This window comes from Citrobacter sp. RHBSTW-00887, assembly GCF_013728095.1.
Lineage (GTDB): Bacteria > Pseudomonadota > Gammaproteobacteria > Enterobacterales > Enterobacteriaceae > Citrobacter > Citrobacter braakii.
The window spans coordinates 808,882-828,957 of the sequence record NZ_CP056267.1 but is presented as its reverse complement, the minus strand read 5'-3'; the positions used below and the strand labels follow the sequence as shown (position 1 = coordinate 828,957).

The window sequence follows — 20,076 nt, the reverse complement described above, 5'->3', positions numbered from 1 at the left end:
CCATCCTCAATAAGACCCTGAAGATAATTCGAAATTTCAGCCAGTAATTTTGCCACCTCAGGACAACTATCATTGACACAATGAATACCAGTCAACGATCTTTTTTTTAGATTGGTTATACCTCCCCCATAATGAATGACTGCATTTCCCAGTAACCTGAGACGTTCGATATCACAAACTTTACACATTAACATTATGAAAAGACCTCTTTACTCTAAGCAGCACACATTCATGAATGTGTCGTATTAAATAATCCTAAACAATTTATTGAATTGTCATTATCATTACTGCGCTTGCCTTAAAATCACCTGTTGGGATATCGGAAAGAGATTGGGTTGATTCGCGCACCGCATAAAACTCCAGCGTTGACGTCGTATAGCCAGCGTCATAGTCCCTTGAGATTATTTTATTTCTTTCAACACGCTCACCATCAAAAACCATAGCAACACCAAACCCATTAGCATTAGTTCTTATTGAATCACCATCATCAACGGATAGGGAATCATATTCAAATTGAATAGTTACTGCTGTTCCAGAATCGCGAGTGCAAAGGACACCCACGTCTCTTTTTTCGTGTTGATTTGACGAGGCAATACTTGTTTGTATTTCACTTCTTTCCAATATCCCCATATCAACAGAAATATCAGTACCATGATTTAAGAAACATGTAGACCCTGTATTAGGGAGTTCCATTACACCTTTGCAAAAAAACATACCCAAAGAGCGCCATTCATTCATATGGTCATCAAGAAGGACAAGACAAGCATTTGATGAAGATGAAAGCATTCCAGAGTAACCACCGAAATCAACATTTTGCTCATATATTAATTGTCCTGACCGAATGAAAACAGACCTAACAGTATCCATAAAATATGTCGCAGACGATTTAGGACATACCACCGGATAGATTGATGGGCAAAAATACATTCTTATTTTATAATTAGCACTAAAAGGGACATATGCACCTTCCCAGCCAAAAACCGCTCCGACATTTCTACTATCTGACGTAGGGACAAATTTTTGCCCTGCCCCCCATAATAGCTCAGCAGAACCTCTATCACCTATCAATGGATTCCAGTGGCATCCACCTTCGGGCGTATAAATGAGATGACTTGAATGGCCATCCGCACAATCCTGTCCTGATGCAGTAATTCCACGAATAACGCTATGTGACGCTTCCACCGTTCCACATGGAATTGTAGACATAATTAACAAAACGACTAAATATATAAATCTAAACTTCATTTAAATGTACTCCGCAATTAACGTCACCGCTACCGAAAACTCACCTTCCTCCAAAACCTCTCCTGGGTTTGGAATAAGGGAAACACTTAGCTTTGGTTTTTGAGTAACATTTGCCAATCTAAATTCTTCATTTAATATTAATGGAACCCCATCTTTATAAAACTGAATCCATAGACCTTTCCTCCCGGAATCAACAATACTTCCGTCGGATGGTACCGGTGTCGCATTTAATGTCATCAAAATCGTATTCAAGTCTCCGACATTACCGCAGTCGAGATCATAATCAATTTCACGGTTATATTGGCCACTTTCAACTTTATTAATTCCAACATTACCAAAAATAATTTCGATTGTTCGATCGTTATCAATTGAACAAGGCGTCATTGCCTGAAGAAGACCAGTGAATTTAACATCAACACTGTCCCCCTTCTGTTCAGAAATTGCCAACACACTAAAAGATACGACCCCAAAGACCAAACACACCAGCTTAATAAAGCATATTCTCATATTTGTTCGTGGCCCCTTTAATCAAATTCCATCAGTAGCGTCGCAGATGATGTAATAGAGTTTCCACTAATCAGTTTTTTGTTCACATCGGTTTGTATCAGTTGTGCCTCTAGCTTGGGAAAATGCATTACCTCAACGGCAAAAGGCACATTAACATCCTGAATCTGTCCATTTACCCTCAGTGCTATACCCAGTCCAGTGTTGGCGGCAACGCCCCCAACAATGCCAACTTCGAGCAATTTATTACCGTCATATAGTTGTTCACTGCCATCTTTTGAAGAAAGCATCATCCTCGCCGTACCCGACGTATCACCAGTGCAAGTCATATCGCTGATCAGCGGTTCAATATAAGTTTTGCCTAATTCGTTACTGATAGAACTAAAGCGAATGTCACCAAAATCAACCAACACTTCGCCGCCTTCATTAAATGTGCATTTCCCCGTCACCACAATTGAACCAGAGATATTTATTTTCATTTCAAATCTATCTCCCGCATCTCGGCGGGCGGCATGTGTCGTGCCCGTTGCGCATAGCAAAAAGATAAGAGAGACCAACCCGAAATGATATAGCCACTGCGACTTCATCAGTGAAAAGTACATTCCTTTTTGGGTAAGGGAACCCCAGTGACTTTTCTTCATGGATAATCCACCTTAAATGTTGCCGTCACCGAGAAAGGACCAGACTTTATAGTGTTGGTTTCAATGGCATTAGGCTCCGCCTCGATATATCCTTGCAATTTAATCTCCGACTCGCTGTTACTTAGCAGAAAGAGCGGACTTGGTTTATTAATGGGGATTAATTGCGACGGCGCTTCCGTATCTGAATCTGGCAAGGTTTCAATGCCGAAAGCCAGACCATTTTCCTCACCGTTATTGGTGACCAGCAGCCCTGGCAGAGGTCCGCTTTCAGCCCCAAGAAATGTCACCGTCGCACTATTGCCCATACTGGTATCGCAATCAACGAGCTTAATGGAAAAAACCATGCCTGGTGTGCGGGCAGCCGTCTGAAAGTATTTACCGACCACATTGCCAAAATCCAGTGGAATGTCTGCTGATTCAGGAGACAGCGTGCAGGGTTCAGTGACGAGTTTACCGCTGATATGGATATTATTTTCCACCGCATAAATGGGCGTTAACGTCAGATGCCCCAACAACACGGCAAAAATTATCCGGGGATTCATTAGTCATACTCCAGTTCAAAATTCACTGTGGCGTAGTACTCACCTGCCGTAAGTGGGGCAGATGTTCTCTCTACACTAACGCTGTAAACCAGCTCATCCTGTGCTGGGGAGATAAACTGAGCCGGGCCCTGTTCGCCCAGGCGAACATCCTGCCCCCGGTGATCGGTCAAACGAAGGCCTATCCCCTCTACGCCAATGACACCAATCAGTTCAGGATTATCGGCGTTAGTCTGTGCCTGGAACCGCACAGAAAGAATGGGTTGAATAGCGTCCCAGGCAACATTGCCGGTTCGTTTATCCACCAGACTGCCGCCTTTACGGGTGCAATCTTTCAGGCGCAGCAAAAATGTAACGGGTACACTGCGATCGCCCGGATGCTGCAACTCAGCAGTAGACGTCGCTCCCAGTTCAACATCTTGCCAGCGGGAGATCATATCCAGACGACATACGCCTTCAGTCAATGCACCACGCACCTGTATTTCCCCGTGCTCACCTTCCACATTCCAATGATCCACAGCGAAAGTGGTGCCAGGCAGTGCTGCCATAACAATCGATAAAAACGATGTCAGCAATTTCAGTCTGGTCCGCATCATTTACCCCTCCATTTTCCACCAGACGTCCTTCGCAAAAACGTCCAGTAGAGCAGGTCTTAACCGGCCTTGGTACTTTTAAGCGTGCAGCTATTTCCCGTGCAGCTAAAAATCAGTTTTGGGCGGCCGCCGTAATCATTGACATAGGTCAGAACAGGGCTGTTACCCACCGCTGAAGCCGGTACGCCTAAAGGCGCTTGCCCTTTAGGTTCCAGCATCAGCGGTTTGAAATCTTTGAGGCTTTCACCGCCTAATGCCGGTGACACGCCGGTAAAAGTGACAAAATAAGGCGTTGGGTTATGCACCACGTATTTGCCTCCCTCTTTAGTTAATGTCACCTGTTCCTGCCAAGGCTTGCTGTTGGATTCAACCTTCAACGCAGCCGGGCGATAAAACAGTTTGATGCGTGTCTGTAATGCAATCTGCAGCGTATTGGGTTTACTGCTTTTCGGCGGGATCTCTCGCAGGTTAAAGTAGTAAAGGCTCTCCCGGTCCTGCGCCAACAGGTTCATTCCGGGTGTAGCCTGCACTTTTACCTGAGTTTTGGCGCCAGGTTCGATACGCTGCACGGGTGGAAGCGCAGTCAGAGGGCTGGTGATCTTGTTACCTTGCGCATCGTCGATCCAGATCTGTGCCAGATAAGGCAGCTCTTTATTCTGGTTCGTCACCCCCATAGAAACAGAGTTGTCTCCTCCATCCAGCACCACGCGAGTGCGATCCAGAGCAAGGGCAGCATTGGCAGATTGTGAAAGCCCCATTAACACCAGAGTAATTGCACACGCCCTGGAGGTAGTGGCCAAACGGGATTGAATAGTCATTTTCATATTTCGCTTATCTGTCTATATTACTGATAATCATCTGTTAGATTCACCGATTAATTACTTTGTCTCGGCAACACACGGTAATAACAAATTTCCTTCCGGCATTGTGGCAGGCAGAGTAATAACACACTGAGCCTCACCATCCCAGTTCACTTCCATTTTTTCTTCCGGTTTAATCCCGGATAGCCAGACCATACCGTCTTCACTGATAATCCCTGTCTGGTCTTTATTATTATTCAGTATCGTTGCACCAAAAGGCGGCGTACTACCATTCACTAATTTAATAACAGCCATCGATTTATGTCCGGCAATAATACCAAAACGACGATAACCAATAGCGCCCTGAGTCAGTGTCCCCTGTACAACCGAACGCGTGGCTTCGACATCCTCACCTAACTTATTTAGATCAATATTAATGCTATTACGGTAGTAGCTCGCCACATCACCGACAACGGTCTTACCAAACATATTCGAATAAGACGGTACCCCAGTATTACTGACCGGGACATTCGAAACTCCACCGGTATCCACCATCATCCGCGTGCCACCCTGCGCACCAACTCGATGCGATGCCGCACCCTTCGCCGTCGCAGTGATCCCACCTCTCATAGAGGCCCCCGCAGCACGATAACGATTACCCTCAAAACTACTGTTAAAGCTCATATCGCTGAAATCTCCCTGATGAGAGAGATAGCCGCCGCCGCTGACCCTATTATCACGCGTCAAACCTGCACTCACGCTATAATTGTCGCTGTTTCCGATGCTGTTAGAGTAGGTCGCCCTTTGAGAATTCGTCCCTCCACTGAAGGACGCATCGTAACTTAATGAACCCCCGTCTCCCCACGGTATAGAAAGGCTGACGAAGGCACCATCATCTTTCAAACCATTATAATCACTTCGAAATGCAGAAACATTCAGACTCATGTTTTTAAACGACATGAAATCAAAATAGCGCGACATGGAGATGGTATATGCATTATTTGTCGGGCGATCCCAATAGGTCTGATGGCTATAATTTATATAAAACGATGAATGCCAGTCTCGCACTTGCTGATTAAAACTGATGGTATAAAGTTGCTTGCTGCTATTCGTGCGTTTATATCCCTGATATTTCGCATTCAGGTACTGGCTTACACTCATAAAATTACGTTCAGAAAAACGGTAACCTGCAAACGTCACCTGGCTGTCAGTCTCATCAAAACGCTTAGAATAACTGAGACGATATGAACCACCTTGTTTTGTTCCGTCTTCCGGCACTACTGCACGAGAATGAGTGATATCGAAAGATAATGCACCGAAGGCCATCAAATCACGCCCCGCCCCCAAAGCTAAAGCCGTATAATCTCCAGCAGTCAGCCCGCCGCCAAATAGCGACCAGCCGTTTGTGACCCCCCAAGAAAACTCTCCTGTGCCGAACACCGGCCCCTGACTATGATGTTCATAACTTGACGGTTTACCGGCTGAAAATTTATAACGCACACGTCCTGGTCGGGATAAATAAGGGATGGTCGCAGTATCGATCTGATACTGGCTGCTACTGCCATCCTCCTCCGCAACTTTCACATCAAGTTTACCGCTGATGGCATTACTCAAATCCTGAATACGGAATGGACCGGCAGCAACAGTAGTTTCATAAATCACTCGCCCCTGCTGGCTGATCGTGACTTTAGCGTTGGTCTTTGCAATCCCGACAACTTCAGGCGCATAACCACGCAGGTTAGGCGGTAACATGCTGTCATCCGAAATCAGGCTGGCCCCGGTGTAACGGAAACTGTCAAACATGTCGGAGGATAAATAATCTTCACCGAGAGTTAGTTTTGCCCGTGCAGCCGCAATCGACCGGTATAAATAGTAACGGTTCCAGCTCCAGTTTTGCTCATTACCACCACTATTATCTGTTCGATGACTGTAATTTCCCTGCCAGTCCGCGCGAAAACGCCACGCGCCAACGTTCATCCCGGCAACCCCATTGCCGCTGAGCGTTTTAGAATCGCCCCCCTGCTGCTGGTGAGTTGTCTGACCATTCATACTGTAGTCAAACAGCACGCCAGGGATGCCATCATCCCAGCGAGACGGTGGATCCCAGTTATCGGCGGTGTACTCCAGATAAGCCTGAGGCAAATTGACTTTCACCGCACTGGCACCGAGGTCTCCAGCCACGGACATACCGGGAAGAGACGCGGGATCCAGACACTCGTTATTGTGCCACCAGGTGAGTTTTTTGGCAGACGCTTCCGTCAGCCCTAACTGTTCCACGACATCTTGAGTCAGGCACGCATAGCTTTTATTTGCGTCATCATCTGGGGCAAAAAAATCAATCTCACGTTCTGGCAACGAAGAGTTATTAATCTGAACAGCCAGCGTATAGCTCCCGGGCATCACATACCCGGCCTGTGAAAACTGGCTCAAATCAATTTGAGAGCGATCTTTGAGGTCAAGTACATCCGTATTAAACTGAACGTCATCGGCAGCCACTGCAATTTGACAGCTGGAAAGTATCAAAAATACTTCGAGCGCAAGCGGACGAATTTTCCCTAGGTATCCTGGATTATGTTTCATCAAAAATAATCCACCTTAAAGCGAATAATACTATAGTAATCACCAGGCCTGATTTCCTGGCCATTGCCTTTCAAATGAAGTTGGTAATTCAGTGCCATTAAGCCCGGCGAAAGCATTCCCGCGGGTAATACCTTTCCAGGAATGGCTATATTCCCGTTATGATCGCTAATTTCAAGTGCAATGCCTTTGGCTTCACCTGTAACATTAAATAACTTCCCGTCATCAGATGATCCATCGAAAGTAACCTGAAAGTGGCTCCACTGTTTTGGGGGAGGACCATCAGACTGTAACGAGCAATTTTCGAGATTAATATGAAACGAAACGCTTACCTTTTCGGCGGGCTGAATAACCATCGCAACAGGTTGAGTTGTTATTTGAACGGTCTGGTAGCGGTCATCCATAGTAATACTACAGGCAGTATCAATGATACTCCCCTGCATATTGACTCGGCCGCGGCTCTGTTCAGAAGCGATAACATAATATGGAAATGCTGCAAGCAAGAAGCAAGTTAGGATTATAGATCCTATTTGGTTAAAATAACGCATAACTAATCTTCATTCCTGCCTGCCGTCATTGGCGATTAAACTCAGGCGCAAACATTTGTCAGCGCCTGGATTGTTATTCTAAATGTCAGAACAACAGCTAAAACTTACTCGTAAGACATCACGAAGTTAGCAGTAGAGGTAAACGTACCAGGCACAACAGCACCGGAAGTCTTCGCACCCTGAACATAAGCCTGGAACTGCAGTTCATTATCGCCATCGTTAAGTACGATCGCTTTTGCAGTTGTATTTGGAGCAATCACATTGCTACCCATATCAGTAATTATCACGCCCACCCCCTGAGCCTGACCGGTAACTGCAAATGAACTATCCAGACCCGCGGTTTTATCACCTTCATAACCGTTAAAAGCAACATTCACTTCATTGCCATTTTCGAAGGTACAATCGTGCAGCTGGATGTTGAAATCTACAGGAGTAGAACGGTTGCCGCCCTCTAAAGCACCTTTGGCAATAGCACCCAATTGAACGGTCTGATCAAGGCTGTCTGCATCAATTGAACATGGAGCATCGATAACAGAACCTTTAAAGGTAATTTTACCGTGGCCCTGATCCTCAGCGGCATGTGCACCAGTAATCATTACAGAGGACATAGCTACCGCGAGAAGAATTTTTTTCATAATAAGTACTTTTCCTGAATTTAGAGACATTCCTGTCTATTTAGAATGAAATGTAGTTCGAAAATATATATTCCCGAATACGCGCTTATTATTAAACAGCATATGCAGCGCAGTCAAACCTCATTAAAAATAAACTAAATCACTGAATTTAAAGGAAATATTAAAAACACATGAAACCATAAAAAATATAATCACTGCAAAAACACCATCACATTAAAATCTAGATATAATATTCTGTTAATTTATAAAAAACGAGATTAAAAACCTAAACATTGCCAATATTACAGACTTATAAACCAAAAAGATTACATTGCTCCACATATGTTACCAATAGTTAAAATTTCAACCATAAAAACCAACAAAAAACACACATTTAACACTTAAAAATTTTAAATTTTAATTTAAATCATCAAATAAATATTTCATGACTGAATAACGAAAATATAAGATTAGCAAAGTTAAGAAAGGTAAAAATAGGAAAGAGGGTTCTAGGTAGAGTGTACAGAATCATTATGACGGCAGAATAAAATACTTTAAAAAACTAAGCTTTTATTCCGCCACAATGAGAGCGGTGTAGGCGGTTACAGACGACACGAGAGTGTGTGTATGAAGGTTTTCACCCAACGTAGTCAGGCGATGTGATGATAAAAAAGGGGGGAGAATATCACGGTAGGAGGGACATTAGTTTTAGTAAAACGCAATCTTTAAACGTTAAAATTCCTTTGATAAAAAGACTCTCAACTGCAAAAGCCCCTGCAAATTCAGCTTACTTGTTACATTTCTGACCATGGTGTAGAAAGTTTTCTCGGTCATGTTGGTGAGCTTTGCGGAGCGCAAAATGTTCTCCTCCTGGCATAAAGCATGTAAGCATTGACGCTCCCTCACCGTTAGTAGAGAAAGCTGGTGATACTGATTAACCATCTCTTTCAGTTCTTTGAAGGTTGATAATTTGATAGCGCTAATATCGTTTTTGATCCGCAATAACGATTCACTGACTGGAATGGGGTTCAGTTTGTCCATAAGCCTGAAAATAATGCTTTTGCTACCTACATAGGTTAGCCGTTTGTTTTTGGGTAACCTCAACACCTCAAGTTCACCTATTAATTCATATAAAGAATTAAATGAGTCAAGATCCAGTACAATTACATCATCCATTAAATTACTGTTCCGCATCAACTCCTTAATTCCTATTCTTAAATAAGAATTATTGGTAAGAACTGTGACAGCCATAAACCTACATCCCTAGAAAAAATGAGTAAAAGATTTAAACATTATCATTGTTATCTTTATATTATAAATAACTCAGTTATTAAAATAGATTAGATGACAATTGGAAGATTCATCGCGATTTAGTGAGATAGATTATAAGTAAACACAACATGCAGAAAAACAAAACAACCATCACTTGCCCAAAAGCATATAAACCAAGTAATGCAAAACTTTTCTCGTACATCCTGGAACCCTTAATTTTTGCTAAATAATAGCCATAAAATTATTTTCTAACATCTATTACTCATTGCTAAACTGTGGCAATTAATACGAAAGACTTTACGCTTAGAAATCTAAACATAGATTCAACAAAAATTCAGACCAAAAAACACGATATTTTCATGAAAACCCAATCCAAAGGCGACATTTACACCTAACAAAGCAATAAATACGATATTTTAGACCACAAAAATAGACTGTACTTAGGCAGATTAAATCGGCTCACCGGGATCCACACTTTTGCTTTTTCTCCCTGCTTACCTGACGGGATCTCACCATGAAAGCGCATGGCATGACCGGCGTAATGCTCTGGGGCAGGATTTCGAGCATGAAATAGAACATTATTTAGCCGAAGCCAATATCATTCTGCTGTTGGACACTAGCGACCTTAATGTATTGAATTATCTCTGGAATAATGAAATAAAGAATGCAATGGCTCGACATGAACGCTGAGAAGCAATATTGATCCCAGTGATTTTACGCAACTGTACCTGGCACAATCTTCCCTTGGGGAAGCTACTGGCAGCACAACCAAGGACGGGAAAGCGATTACTTAAGTTGGCTGGGTCATGATTCATAATGGGTTTGCTCTGTTCTTTTGCGGAATAGTCGGGAGTTATGGATTGTTACGCTGGTAACCTGCTCATCACCATTCGAAATGGTGAGTGCCAGCACCAGGGGGAGTTCTTAAGATGCGGTCGCTAAACACCGCGGGTAACCAACGGGCACACAAAAATCCGGCAAAACACTTGCCGCGCGTAAAGCCAGCGGCATTAATGCATTACGAATGATTCGGGTCTTCCAGTTTGACCGTCATTATCTATGGCCGACGTCGCAGCAGTAATTCAGTTGCTCGATGGATTCTTCAATACTGTAAATGCCCGTCCCTCACGAAACACAGTATCTATCCTTGCGGTAATGATCACAGCACTATCCTGGCGCTGGCGGTAGCATCCCATCCTGATCTGGATGATACGCCGCTTTCTGTTTCCGAGGACGCGTCTATGGCATCAGGGTGCAGTGATGGGCAGGGTGCACTATAGGGGCCCCGATAGAGATCCTGGCGTTAACCTTTTAGAGCACTCAGTGATAATCCCTGATGAATATTATTATTAATTTTTCATGATTTTATAGCGGAGATCATCAACCAATTTTATATAACCAACTAAATCAGTTGATGATCTTTGGCTGGCTTATTTCCAGTACTACCGCCCTCGAATGGCATTTTGCTTCAGCAGCGTATAACGATTAAGAAGTTGGTTAAGCCGCATATCGAGCTGCTGATACAAAGCGGGTGATACACTCCCCTGTTTTTTTAATTCCTCATCGATTTGACGCAACAATTCTTCTGTCGGCGGCGTTTGGTCAAGCTGGCGGCGGATAGTGAAAATGGCTGATTTCAACTCCGACCCCGTCAGGTATTTACCCTTGCGTTCATCAAGCGCATTTAGCTGGGCGGTTAACGCTTCCAGCCCCTGCTGGGCATTATGCCAGTTTTGCAGAGCACTTTCCGGCAACGCTTCCGTAGTTAACTGTTTCTGTAATCTGCTCGTGAATACTGTCGTCTGTGATTCTTCCGGCCACAGAGTGACTAACTGCTGCGCTAATGATGCAGCATATTCCCGCGACCACAAAGGTGGCAAGCGATGTAAAACGTCCAATTGCCCTTGCGTTGCAGCAATTATATCTTGCTTCTTCCCCTGCAAATCTGAGGACTGCTTCAATGTGGACAATTGTTCAGGTGTCAGCACCTGCGGCAATGGCTTAACCAGTTCATATCCGTCAGCTCGCATATAGTTGATACCAAGAAAAGCGCCTGTACTCACCACTGCTGTAACCATGACACCGATAGCAAATCCCAGCCACATACGTCGGGTTCCATGATCGATTTTGGTCGCTAAAACCGCTGTGCTCGATTGCTCGGACGACGCTGGCTCATTAACCACAAAGACCAACTGTGGCAAAGACGTCGCAACGTTATTTGTTGCCCCTGGAGCCGGTATCATCACTACGGCCGATCCCGAATCGGGATCGGACTTCTCCAGACGCAAAGCTGCATTGTGCATCCAGGTCACGATAGCCTCCAGTTTACTAAGCGCTTTCAATTCAAGCCGTTGCAGCACTGCGCAGGCATGTTTTAAACTTTGTTCAACCCGATACACCTTTGATAAATCAGCATATGACAGCGTTAACGTACGCAATTCTTGCTGTAAGCGAACAGACAGCCATGCCAGGATCTCAACGCGGGCATGGGTTTGCTGTGGCCATATTGCATTCCAGTGGTGCGTCAGTAAGGCCTCCAGAAGTTCCGTGCCTTCGGCAAGTCCCTCCAGTCCCGCATTACGTATTCTGGCGACGGTGTACCAGGCCAGTGTTTGCAGTTCGACGCCATTATGACGAAACAATGACAGGCTTAACTGTTCAACTTTTTGCCAGTCAACGTCCGGGCGCGCAGGGTGAGTCAGCTTGCTAATTTCATCACGTAACTGCCCGAACTCCATGAAAGCACGCGGGTCCCCCCCGGTGCTGATGCGATTCTTTTCCATATCAGTACACTCCAGTCTCAAGCCAACCCTGCCTCTTGAGGTGCCGAATCAGAACCCGCCCCTCGGGCATAAACTCGGTTCCGTAACGCACAAGGCCAATTCCCTTCAGCTCAGTATCAATGGCATAGCGCAGTTCACCAGGAACGTGCTGCTCCAGCAGGACAACCGTTATTTTTTTCAGGCGAGGCTCATATTTGAGCAGAACGGCAGACAATGTCCCCATGAGCTCATGGGCCGTTCCCGGCATGCCCTGAAGGATTTTCGTCATATCGGGCAGGCCGTAGTCTGGCAGATGCGCCAGAGTGCCGGCACGGCAGTTGAGGATGCGTTGCATGTTATCCAGTACCGAGAGGATGACCTGATTTTCTTCACTGACCTGGTTGAGATTGAGACCACCGGTAAAATTTCCGGTCAGCATTTCATACAGCGAAGGCGTGTTATATCCCTGGGTCATCATTCGTCCTTAAGCTGTTGCAGCGTCAGATGGTTGTTACCGGCTTCCAGAATGCGCGGCTTATCCGGGTCAAGTTCTTCGCGGCCTATCACCTGCTTCCAGGTGTTGTTGACCATATCCGGGTGACGGAACAGACCCACCACCGCCACAAACTGTGTATCGACCTCCATCGGCATATTCAGGGTCGCATCACCGCCCGGCTTAACCACCACATCACGGCTTGCCAGCAGGTCAGCTTTCAGAATGGTCTCCCCGTCTATCAGCAACTGCTGGTAGACCGTTTTGTCGAATGCTTTGCGGCCTTTTAACTGGTAGACGCGAACCACAACCGGTTCAGACAGTGAGTTACTTTCGCGGGAATCGGTATTCAGCGCTTCACGGGCGGTGAAATCGAGGTGCAGTACCTTAATTTTTTTGTAGAACACGGCATTAAACGCCGATTTGGTGCCATCGGTGATGCTTTGCGTCACCCCGCAGCCTGCAAGGCTTAATGCCAGCAGCGGTAACAGCCAGCGCGTGGTTTTAGTTAAACTTGTACGTAACACGTCGGTTTCCTTGTTGTGGTGTCGCGGGCTGAAGTCCGGTGTAATAGCCCAGTTCGGTCGTATAGGTCTGCGGGATATCGTCCGGGAGACCTTCGTCTTCCGCGCCCAGCACGCCATTCATCCCCAGCCAGAATGGGCCTTCGCCAAGGGGCGGCGCGGCCAGCAGACGAGTGGCGGTGGTCAGGGTGATTTTTGCCTTGAAGCGCCAGCCGAGATAGACACGCAGCATCACCAGAAAGTCCTGATACAGCAGGCCATCCGGCTTCCAGCCCTGTACTTCCTGTTCATTTTCCGTGGTGATAGCAACGAGCAGCTGGCTGTTGGCATCCATCGCTTCGTCGCCGAGCGGCGTGTTGCCATCCAGAAGAAAATCGTCATCACCGTAAAAGCCCAGTGGCTGGCTGACCGCCACCGGGCGCAGACAGTAGGGGCTGACCTTCACAGTGGTATCCGGGGCCAGCAGCGTCACCAGCGCCTGCATTCCCTCCTGGGTTTTACCGGGCTGTTGCAGTACGCCCAGCAGCGCAAGAAATCGGGATACCGGCGTGGCAATATGGTTTGCCGTACCGGGAATGCCCAACCCCACCAGGCCCAGCAACGACTGCGAGATGCTGTCAGTCCCGCCAGGCTCGAATGTGGCCGGGTAGGAATATTTTCGCCAGATACGATAAAACTGAGTCAGGATGCGGTGGCTGAAGATATCCAGAAAGCCCTGTAATGCCTCATGCCCTTCCCGGCGCTGGGTGATGTCATCAAGGTACGCTGTGGGCAAAGGAGAATCGACACCATACATCCCCATAAAGGTCATGCGGATGATCGGTGGCCTGCGGTCATCATCCTCGTCATATTCGACAGCTTTCAGTTCACTGGCAGGGAAACCCATCCCCGGATGCGGCGCAAACCGCACCGGGTCATCTGCGGGGTGGCTGGTTGAGCCCATCAGCGGCCGGTCCGGATTCAGTTTCTCCAGCAACTGGCAGAAACGGTAAAAGTTTATCCGGTTAAGGTCAGCCTCCAGGCGCGGGGTCAGCCGGGAATACGGCGGTTGTGCTTCTCTTCCCATTCAAGGCGCTCTCCGGTTGGTTGCAGGATGATAATCAGGCGGTTAAACAAATAGATATCGGTATACAGCGCGAAGAAGCGGCTGAGCATCTCACCAAACAGGCAGATGTCACCGCGTCCGGCAAAGCCGTGGCTGTCCAGCGTCACCTCAATCTGCACACCGCGTACCAGGTAGCCCTGCTCAAAGCGCTCGGTTTCGCTGTGCTTCACGTCAATGATGGCTTCCAGGCGGCGACGGTTCATCTCGCTGTCGGTCCATTCGTACAGCGCAAGGGTACCGCGCAGCACATCGGCATTATCCATCATCGACAGGAAGCCGCTGCCGAGGTGACTCAGCACGCGCCAGTGGAAACGGTCCTGCGCCGGCGGATAACAGGGCAGTGTCGGCGCACACAGGTTACGTACGGCAATACTGGTCGAGGTGGTTTTCATCACCGTATCAAGCACCGTGCTCTGCAGTGCTCGTCGTGGCAGTTGGCCGTTGGTGCCGGTGAGCGTCAGCGACAGGCTTTCGTCTTCCGGTACGGTGTGGTTATCAAAGGCTTCACCGCCAAGGATAAGCCAGGTGTTATGCAGGCCCGACGGGCCACGGCGCACGCGGGTGTGGTAGTAATATTCCGGCGCTTCATGACGCATCATTCCACCTTTGTGGCGGAAACTCGAAAACGGCACGTAGGTGTGCTGGCTCGATGACATTACCGAATCCACCGCGTATATCTCGGTATGACCATCCTGCACGCGCATTGGGCGCAGCATGTATTCGGTCTGCAGGGAGTTGAGTGTCAGCGGGTCGGATTCCAGCGGGAACAGGTTAATCACCGGCACACAGTTCAGGCGCAGATGCTTTTCGGTAAAGCTGAAATCATGCTCCCAGCGCTCCGCCAGTACCACGTCGATTTCAAACCATGGGAGCTCAGCCGGAAAGGCCACGGTCTCCAGCCCACTCAGCCCCATAAACATGAATTTTTCACGGAAGGTGAAGTACTCCAGCAACAGCTGGTAGCCGCTAAAGCTGCTGCTTCCCTTCGGCCACAGGTCATCGTCATCACCAAAGCCCAGCGCAGTGAAATATCCGTCGAGCGGTCTTCTGTCCATGTCTCCCGGCATCCGCAACCATAGGCGGGCCGTGTTCATGGTAAAAGCTTCATGCATGGCGCAGGCCAGCGGAGCGTCTGCATTGAAGTAGAACGGGAGCTGACTGAGATCGACACGACCCCAGTCGGCAAGATGGCTGCAATTAAAGCGCAGCGTGATGACCGAACGCCCGTCAGGGTCGGTGGACAGGCGGACGTGCTCCAGCGACAACGGTTGAAGGGTGATCTCTTTGGTGGTGGTGTACCGGCAGCGCGTGCCCTTCTCGCCGATCGGTCGTGAGTTCACCTCGAAACCTTTGACGATGCGCATCTGCTCTTTCATTTCGCGCCAGTCGGGGGTGAACTCCACCACCGACATTGACGGAATGGTGCGCAGATAATGTGGCCACAGCAGGCTGACCAGCCCTTCGGTCAGTTCCGGTAGATCGTCATCAAGTTTCTCGCGCAAGCGGCCCATCAGGAAGGCAAAGCCTTCAAACAGGCGTTCCACATACGGGTCGCGCGCGCCCGCTTTATCGAGATTGAGCATTGCCGCCTGCTCCGGGTGAGCACGGGCAAACTCTTCACCGGCTTCCAGCAGGTAGCGCATTTCAGCGTCGTAATAACGCAGGGTTAAATCGTCCATATTAATTTCTGCTCAATAATTGCCGAATGAATAGTATTATCTAAATAAAATTGTGCTGATGATGTTCCTGAGGACAGGAACATCTTATTAATTATCACGCTGCCCACATACCGATGGTGGTAGTACATACTCAGTGGCCATCCCCGGCATCCATCCATCAGGACGGCCGGTGCATTTCACATAGCCTTTACTTTGAAGAGCCGAAGTGTATGCAAAGGAAAAAATGACAGAACTTATGAGAAAAACACCAACCAAACCTATAAAAATTCTATTGGTATTTTTGCATTTTATAATTGCCTGTTCCTCTCCGTGCCGCATAGCCAGATACCAATATATACATGGAAAAAGAAGGATTATCGGTATCATTAGTAGAGCGGAAACTGTTGGTGAAAAAACAATCTCATTTTCGAATTCAAATAGTTCAGTGAATGCATCATATGCAAACCATAAAGAACCAAACGATGAAACACACCAAATAATAAGGGTTCCAACAAATCTACGTTTTGGACTCATAAATCAATTACCTGTGAAGTTAAGTCGCCAATGTATTTTTTAATATACTGCTTTATCTTAGATTAGGTGTTCCAGCAGCTTTTTTGGGCATACTATGATATTTACTAACGGCAACTCTGGGGATCTTTGGCGTATCTTGTTGCCATGCCAGGCACCCAAGCTTTCGGGGTGTCTGGACAGACAACATATCCTTTATTTTCAAGTTTGTTTGAAAAATAAATTTTAAATCCAACCTGAAAAGCAACAGTAACAATGAATACTGCAATCATGTACTTAGTTACAATTTTTTGTACCTTCATAGAAACTCTGCGTCCTAGAAAAATAGGCCATAAAGAAAAAAATGCTACTGGAGTCAAGATGAAGACAGCAGAAAAACCATAGACAAAAAAAGATGAGAATGATAATTCAGATGGGAATTCATAATATTCTCTTAGCGTAGTTAAGGAAAGCCCCCCCCCCACCAAGATCAATGGAACATAAAGACACAGCATACCAAAAAACATTCCAACCCTACGTTTAAATGGAAATTCCTGCATCAAAACCACTCCTTTTCAAAATTCTCTAATGATTGCCTTATGTATTTCTTTACCTCATATTCAATAACCGTTTTCCCACGAGAAAGCATACCATCAACATACATTGCGCCCAAATCCCATAAGCCTCTTTCCATTTCTTTTGCTTTCTCAACAAATTCCTGCTGCGCCGATTCAATGAGAGAAACAACTTTGTCTGTAATCTTATACTCATCATCTAATTTATTGAGTGCCCATGCGGATAATGCACCGGCAACCAGCACAACAACTATTGGTGCTGCAATTGTTGAGAATACCCCTACAGCGTAAAAACCAGCCCCCCAGGTTATCGCTGACGAAATACCGACCTTAACCACATCTACAGCCCACTTACCTATGAATTTCGCTAACGTAGTCTCATCATTAAAGATAAAGTCAACAGAATCAGCCACAGAGACATAAATCAGACCGAAAAGAAAACCTTCTTTTATCGCGTTACTCAGTCCGTACTTTCCTATTCCATACTTGATGATCTGAGGATTTTTTGCGGCAAACACAGGTGCATTTAATATTTTCCGGATCCCAGCATAACCACTTATTTTTATTAACTCTGTCCCCTTGTGGTTAACATACACTGTTGCAGTTATGCCAAGGCTACCTAGCTGATATAATACCTTCGAAGTGGAGTATGCGTCTTTTAAATTAGTACCGTAGTTAACAACAAATTCACCGGGTTTGCTCTGGGAAACGAAGGACCACCCTGATTTATAGAATCCCATAGATGTCAAATACTCAAAAACTTCCCCAAGCGTAAGTAACATGACGTTGTGGTTATTAGCATTCAACATTGCCCTCAAATTACCATCAGGTAAATCATGAGTATTCCGTAAAACTGGATAATCAGGCACAAACCCTGTCGGCTTTTGCTCATCGGTCAGATAACCAGGCAGCTCAGGAGAGGTCTGCGTCGGAGTCGCTGTAAAGCCAGCTGCTGATTTTCCAGCGGAAGCTCCACTGATCTTCTCGTACGTATCATCCATCATCGACGGAATAAACTTCGCCTTGCAGGGGCATGTACTGTAGCTGTCGAGGGTTCCGGCCATTCGCCGGTCATGAATGGTATCGTTGTCGATGCCACCGGCTATCTTGAATAGTCCGGCATGCTTCCCGCAGGTCACACTGTCCTGCTCCCGGGCAACCGGTTTATCAAACAGAGTGTGATCCTCTGCGCCCGTGGTGATTTTCCCGCCGCAGGTCGTCTTGTCGCCCTGCACCAGGTAAAAGCCTTCTGCTGCCATATTTTTCCCTTTAGCTGAATTCAGTCCAGGTTACCCGCAAAGCACTGCACTGCACTGCTTGCCGGATCGAGCGCAATCAGCCCAGCCAGAAGCAAATCCATCTCCGGCTGAAGTCGTGATTTATCGGCCTCACTGCGGCTGGCTTTCATGCGCAACAGTCTGAGGCGGCGCGATTTCACTTCGAACAGCAGTGCAGGCGTCCACTGTGTGAGGGTAATTGTCTGTGCGGCGCTGTCGAGCTCACCCAACAGATGCAAGGCCAGTTCATTCTTGCCCTTTTGCTCGGCCACACGGGCCATCAGCAGGCGCAGCAACCATTTGTCTTTTGCCGAGTCGTTGCCCGGACGGGTCTGCAGCTAGTGTAGTGTGGCATCTGCGTTGAAATAGAACGGGAGCTGGCTGAGATCGACACGGCTCCAGTCGGCGAGATGGCTGCAGTTAAAGCGCATCGTGATGACCGAACGTCCGTCAGGGTCAGTCGATAGGCGGTCGTGCTCCAGCGACAACGGTTGAAGGGTGATCTCTTTGGTGGTGGTGTACCGGCAGCGCGTGCCCTTCTCGCCGATCGGTCGTGAGTTCACCTCGAAACCTTTGACGATGCGCATCTGCTCTTTCATTTCGCGCCAGTCGGGGGTGAACTCCACCACCGACATTGACGGAATGGTGCGCAGATAATGTGGCCACAGCAGGCTGACCAGCCCTTCGGTCAGTTCCGGTAGATCGTCATCAAGTTTCTCGCGCAAGCGGCCCATCAGGAAGGCAAAACCTTCAAACAGGCGTTCCACATACGGGTCGCGCGCGCCCGCTTTATCGAGATTGAGCATTGCCGCATGCTCCGGGTGAGCACGGGCAAACTCTTCACCGGCTTCCAGCAGGTAGCGCATTTCAGCGTCGTAATAACGCAGGGTTAAATCATCCATAATAGTTTCTGTTTAGTTAATTACTGCATGATGAGCGATTAAGGGAATTCCAAAAACCGACAGGCGACTTCAAATAAAAAAGGTCGCTCATCAATATGGTTTACAGGAGAATGTTTCTTTTACATAACGAGTGGCTGTGCCTGGCATCCAGCCCGATGGAATACCATTGCAGCGTACATATCCTCTGCTAATCAGCTCTTTGGGATAGAAGATGGAGTACAACAGACCCAGTATTACGATAGCAATGCAACCCCATTTAAAATATAAAACATAGTAATCCATCTTCCTGAAAGCAAACTCTTTTTCCATGAAAAGAACCAGAATAAAATAGGCCAGTGGAAATATCATCACGAAAGGCAACGCAACCAAAGCAACGGTTAACCATGAAAAAACAATTTCATCACCAAAGCTGGAATATTCTTTAAATATACCTTTTCCAAGATAAAAGCTCAGAGCACACGACCCAAGAATGATCACTATAGCGAAAAATGCACGAATTCTATCTTTCATGCTGCCTATCCGAACTGAAGCATAATTTTTTATCGACCACATACTTGCTGGCCGTTCCGGGTGTCCATCCAGATGGCACTCCTGAGCAAAGAATGTAACCTTTGCTTTTAAGTGCTGACAAATAGCCAAACGAAATAGTACATGACAAAGCAAAAGCAAACACACACATACACTTGAAAAGTGGCATAATTTTATTCACTTTTTTAAGTGCGTATTCTTGCTCATATCGGAGCGAAAGGTAAAACCAGTATAAAGGAAACGCAAACATAATTGGTATGGATATAAGACTTAATGACATCCACGAAAAAATAATCTCATCATGAAATTTGAGACAGTCAAAGACTTCGCTCAACCAAAAATAAAACGACAGAATAGAAACAACCGACAATATAAGAATTGAAAAAACAGCTTTGGTTTTTTTTGTCAT

The 20,076-nt window shown here is 46.6% G+C and carries 20 protein-coding genes and 1 pseudogene; all 21 read right to left on the bottom strand.

What is annotated here, in order from left to right; all coding sequences use genetic code 11:
• Nucleotides 1–264 precede the first annotated feature (264 nt).
• On the bottom strand, nt 265–1,245 hold the full coding sequence (locus HV314_RS03980; RefSeq protein WP_131405342.1) for a hypothetical protein: 981 nt from the start codon (nt 1,243–1,245) through the stop codon (nt 265–267).
• On the bottom strand, nt 1,246–1,752 hold the full coding sequence (locus HV314_RS03975; protein ID WP_131405343.1) for a fimbrial protein: 507 nt from the start codon (nt 1,750–1,752) through the stop codon (nt 1,246–1,248). It lies immediately after the preceding gene.
• Between the two features lie 17 nt (nt 1,753–1,769).
• Nucleotides 1,770–2,390, bottom strand: coding sequence for a fimbrial protein (locus HV314_RS03970; RefSeq protein ID WP_131405344.1), 621 nt, complete (start codon nt 2,388–2,390; stop codon nt 1,770–1,772).
• Nucleotides 2,387–2,932 carry a fimbrial protein gene (locus HV314_RS03965; RefSeq protein WP_131405345.1) on the bottom strand — a complete coding sequence of 182 codons (546 nt, stop codon included), beginning with the start codon at nt 2,930–2,932 and terminating at the stop codon, nt 2,387–2,389. The genes HV314_RS03970 and HV314_RS03965 overlap by 4 nt, the downstream gene beginning before the upstream one ends.
• Complete coding sequence (locus tag HV314_RS03960; RefSeq protein ID WP_239006910.1) at nt 2,932–3,525, bottom strand: fimbrial protein; 594 nt, start codon at nt 3,523–3,525, stop codon at nt 2,932–2,934. Before HV314_RS03960 ends, HV314_RS03965 begins: the two co-directional genes overlap by 1 nt.
• Before the next feature lie 56 nt (nt 3,526–3,581).
• On the bottom strand, nt 3,582–4,346 hold the full coding sequence (locus tag HV314_RS03955) for a fimbria/pilus periplasmic chaperone (RefSeq protein WP_404990158.1): 765 nt from the start codon (nt 4,344–4,346) through the stop codon (nt 3,582–3,584).
• A 54-nt stretch (nt 4,347–4,400) separates the two neighbouring features.
• On the bottom strand, nt 4,401–6,902 hold the full coding sequence (locus tag HV314_RS03950; protein WP_131405347.1) for an outer membrane usher protein: 2,502 nt from the start codon (nt 6,900–6,902) through the stop codon (nt 4,401–4,403).
• Nucleotides 6,902–7,447, bottom strand: coding sequence for a fimbrial protein (locus HV314_RS03945; protein WP_239006911.1), 546 nt, complete (start codon nt 7,445–7,447; stop codon nt 6,902–6,904). Before HV314_RS03945 ends, HV314_RS03950 begins: the two co-directional genes overlap by 1 nt.
• 104 nt (nt 7,448–7,551) lie before the next feature.
• Nucleotides 7,552–8,082 carry a fimbrial protein gene (locus tag HV314_RS03940; protein ID WP_223949828.1) on the bottom strand — a complete coding sequence of 177 codons (531 nt, stop codon included), beginning with the start codon at nt 8,080–8,082 and terminating at the stop codon, nt 7,552–7,554.
• Nucleotides 8,083–8,793: 711 nt separating this feature from the next.
• Complete coding sequence (locus HV314_RS03935; RefSeq protein WP_131405349.1) at nt 8,794–9,312, bottom strand: helix-turn-helix transcriptional regulator; 519 nt, start codon at nt 9,310–9,312, stop codon at nt 8,794–8,796.
• A 1,463-nt stretch (nt 9,313–10,775) separates the two neighbouring features.
• The gene (locus HV314_RS03930) at nt 10,776–12,116 is read right to left on the bottom strand and encodes a VasL domain-containing protein (RefSeq protein ID WP_181547414.1); all 1,341 of its coding nucleotides are present in this window, start codon (nt 12,114–12,116) and stop codon (nt 10,776–10,778) included.
• Nucleotide 12,117: 1 nt separating this feature from the next.
• Nucleotides 12,118–12,570 carry a type VI secretion system baseplate subunit TssE gene (tssE, locus tag HV314_RS03925; protein WP_181548087.1) on the bottom strand — a complete coding sequence of 151 codons (453 nt, stop codon included), beginning with the start codon at nt 12,568–12,570 and terminating at the stop codon, nt 12,118–12,120.
• Nucleotides 12,570–13,115, bottom strand: coding sequence for a type VI secretion system lipoprotein TssJ (gene tssJ, locus HV314_RS03920; protein ID WP_181547412.1), 546 nt, complete (start codon nt 13,113–13,115; stop codon nt 12,570–12,572). Before tssJ ends, tssE begins: the two co-directional genes overlap by 1 nt.
• Complete coding sequence (tssG, locus tag HV314_RS03915; protein WP_181547410.1) at nt 13,093–14,178, bottom strand: type VI secretion system baseplate subunit TssG; 1,086 nt, start codon at nt 14,176–14,178, stop codon at nt 13,093–13,095. Before tssG ends, tssJ begins: the two co-directional genes overlap by 23 nt.
• The gene (tssF, locus tag HV314_RS03910) at nt 14,142–15,896 is read right to left on the bottom strand and encodes a type VI secretion system baseplate subunit TssF (RefSeq protein ID WP_181547408.1); all 1,755 of its coding nucleotides are present in this window, start codon (nt 15,894–15,896) and stop codon (nt 14,142–14,144) included. Before tssF ends, tssG begins: the two co-directional genes overlap by 37 nt.
• 87 nt (nt 15,897–15,983) lie before the next feature.
• On the bottom strand, nt 15,984–16,409 hold the full coding sequence (locus HV314_RS03905; protein ID WP_181547406.1) for a hypothetical protein: 426 nt from the start codon (nt 16,407–16,409) through the stop codon (nt 15,984–15,986).
• A 104-nt stretch (nt 16,410–16,513) separates the two neighbouring features.
• Nucleotides 16,514–16,945: a DUF1240 domain-containing protein gene (locus tag HV314_RS03900; protein ID WP_181547404.1), complete on the bottom strand. Its 432-nt coding sequence runs from the start codon at nt 16,943–16,945 to the stop codon at nt 16,514–16,516.
• Nucleotides 16,945–18,219: a PAAR domain-containing protein gene (locus HV314_RS03895; protein WP_181547402.1), complete on the bottom strand. Its 1,275-nt coding sequence runs from the start codon at nt 18,217–18,219 to the stop codon at nt 16,945–16,947. Before HV314_RS03895 ends, HV314_RS03900 begins: the two co-directional genes overlap by 1 nt.
• Nucleotides 18,220–18,239: 20 nt before the next feature.
• A pseudogene (locus HV314_RS27255) lies at nt 18,240–19,139 on the bottom strand (type VI secretion system baseplate subunit TssF).
• A 90-nt stretch (nt 19,140–19,229) separates the two neighbouring features.
• Nucleotides 19,230–19,649 (bottom strand): DUF1240 domain-containing protein, encoded by a 420-nt coding sequence (locus HV314_RS27250; RefSeq protein WP_181547400.1) that lies wholly within the window; start codon nt 19,647–19,649, stop codon nt 19,230–19,232.
• The gene (locus tag HV314_RS03875; protein WP_181547398.1) at nt 19,639–20,076 is read right to left on the bottom strand and encodes a DUF1240 domain-containing protein; all 438 of its coding nucleotides are present in this window, start codon (nt 20,074–20,076) and stop codon (nt 19,639–19,641) included. The genes HV314_RS27250 and HV314_RS03875 overlap by 11 nt, the downstream gene beginning before the upstream one ends.

Coding starts and splice junctions, on each gene's coding strand:
- HV314_RS03980 (WP_131405342.1), bottom strand. CDS start 1,245: ATGAAGTTTAGATTTATATATTTAGTCGTTTTGTTAATTATGTCTACA.
- HV314_RS03940 (WP_223949828.1), bottom strand. CDS start 8,082: ATGAAAAAAATTCTTCTCGCGGTAGCTATGTCCTCTGTAATGATTACT.
- HV314_RS03965 (WP_131405345.1), bottom strand. CDS start 2,932: ATGAATCCCCGGATAATTTTTGCCGTGTTGTTGGGGCATCTGACGTTA.
- tssE (WP_181548087.1), bottom strand. CDS start 12,570: ATGACCCAGGGATATAACACGCCTTCGCTGTATGAAATGCTGACCGGA.
- HV314_RS03955 (WP_404990158.1), bottom strand. CDS start 4,346: ATGAAAATGACTATTCAATCCCGTTTGGCCACTACCTCCAGGGCGTGT.
- HV314_RS27250 (WP_181547400.1), bottom strand. CDS start 19,649: ATGAAAGATAGAATTCGTGCATTTTTCGCTATAGTGATCATTCTTGGG.
- HV314_RS03975 (WP_131405343.1), bottom strand. CDS start 1,752: ATGAGAATATGCTTTATTAAGCTGGTGTGTTTGGTCTTTGGGGTCGTA.
- HV314_RS03905 (WP_181547406.1), bottom strand. CDS start 16,409: ATGAGTCCAAAACGTAGATTTGTTGGAACCCTTATTATTTGGTGTGTT.
- HV314_RS03900 (WP_181547404.1), bottom strand. CDS start 16,945: ATGCAGGAATTTCCATTTAAACGTAGGGTTGGAATGTTTTTTGGTATG.
- HV314_RS03930 (WP_181547414.1), bottom strand. CDS start 12,116: ATGGAAAAGAATCGCATCAGCACCGGGGGGGACCCGCGTGCTTTCATG.
- HV314_RS03935 (WP_131405349.1), bottom strand. CDS start 9,312: ATGGCTGTCACAGTTCTTACCAATAATTCTTATTTAAGAATAGGAATT.
- tssG (WP_181547410.1), bottom strand. CDS start 14,178: ATGGGAAGAGAAGCACAACCGCCGTATTCCCGGCTGACCCCGCGCCTG.
- HV314_RS03950 (WP_131405347.1), bottom strand. CDS start 6,902: ATGAAACATAATCCAGGATACCTAGGGAAAATTCGTCCGCTTGCGCTC.
- HV314_RS03945 (WP_239006911.1), bottom strand. CDS start 7,447: ATGCGTTATTTTAACCAAATAGGATCTATAATCCTAACTTGCTTCTTG.
- HV314_RS03875 (WP_181547398.1), bottom strand. CDS start 20,076: ATGACAAAAAAAACCAAAGCTGTTTTTTCAATTCTTATATTGTCGGTT.
- HV314_RS03960 (WP_239006910.1), bottom strand. CDS start 3,525: ATGATGCGGACCAGACTGAAATTGCTGACATCGTTTTTATCGATTGTT.
- HV314_RS03895 (WP_181547402.1), bottom strand. CDS start 18,219: ATGGCAGCAGAAGGCTTTTACCTGGTGCAGGGCGACAAGACGACCTGC.
- HV314_RS03970 (WP_131405344.1), bottom strand. CDS start 2,390: ATGAAGAAAAGTCACTGGGGTTCCCTTACCCAAAAAGGAATGTACTTT.
- tssF (WP_181547408.1), bottom strand. CDS start 15,896: ATGGACGATTTAACCCTGCGTTATTACGACGCTGAAATGCGCTACCTG.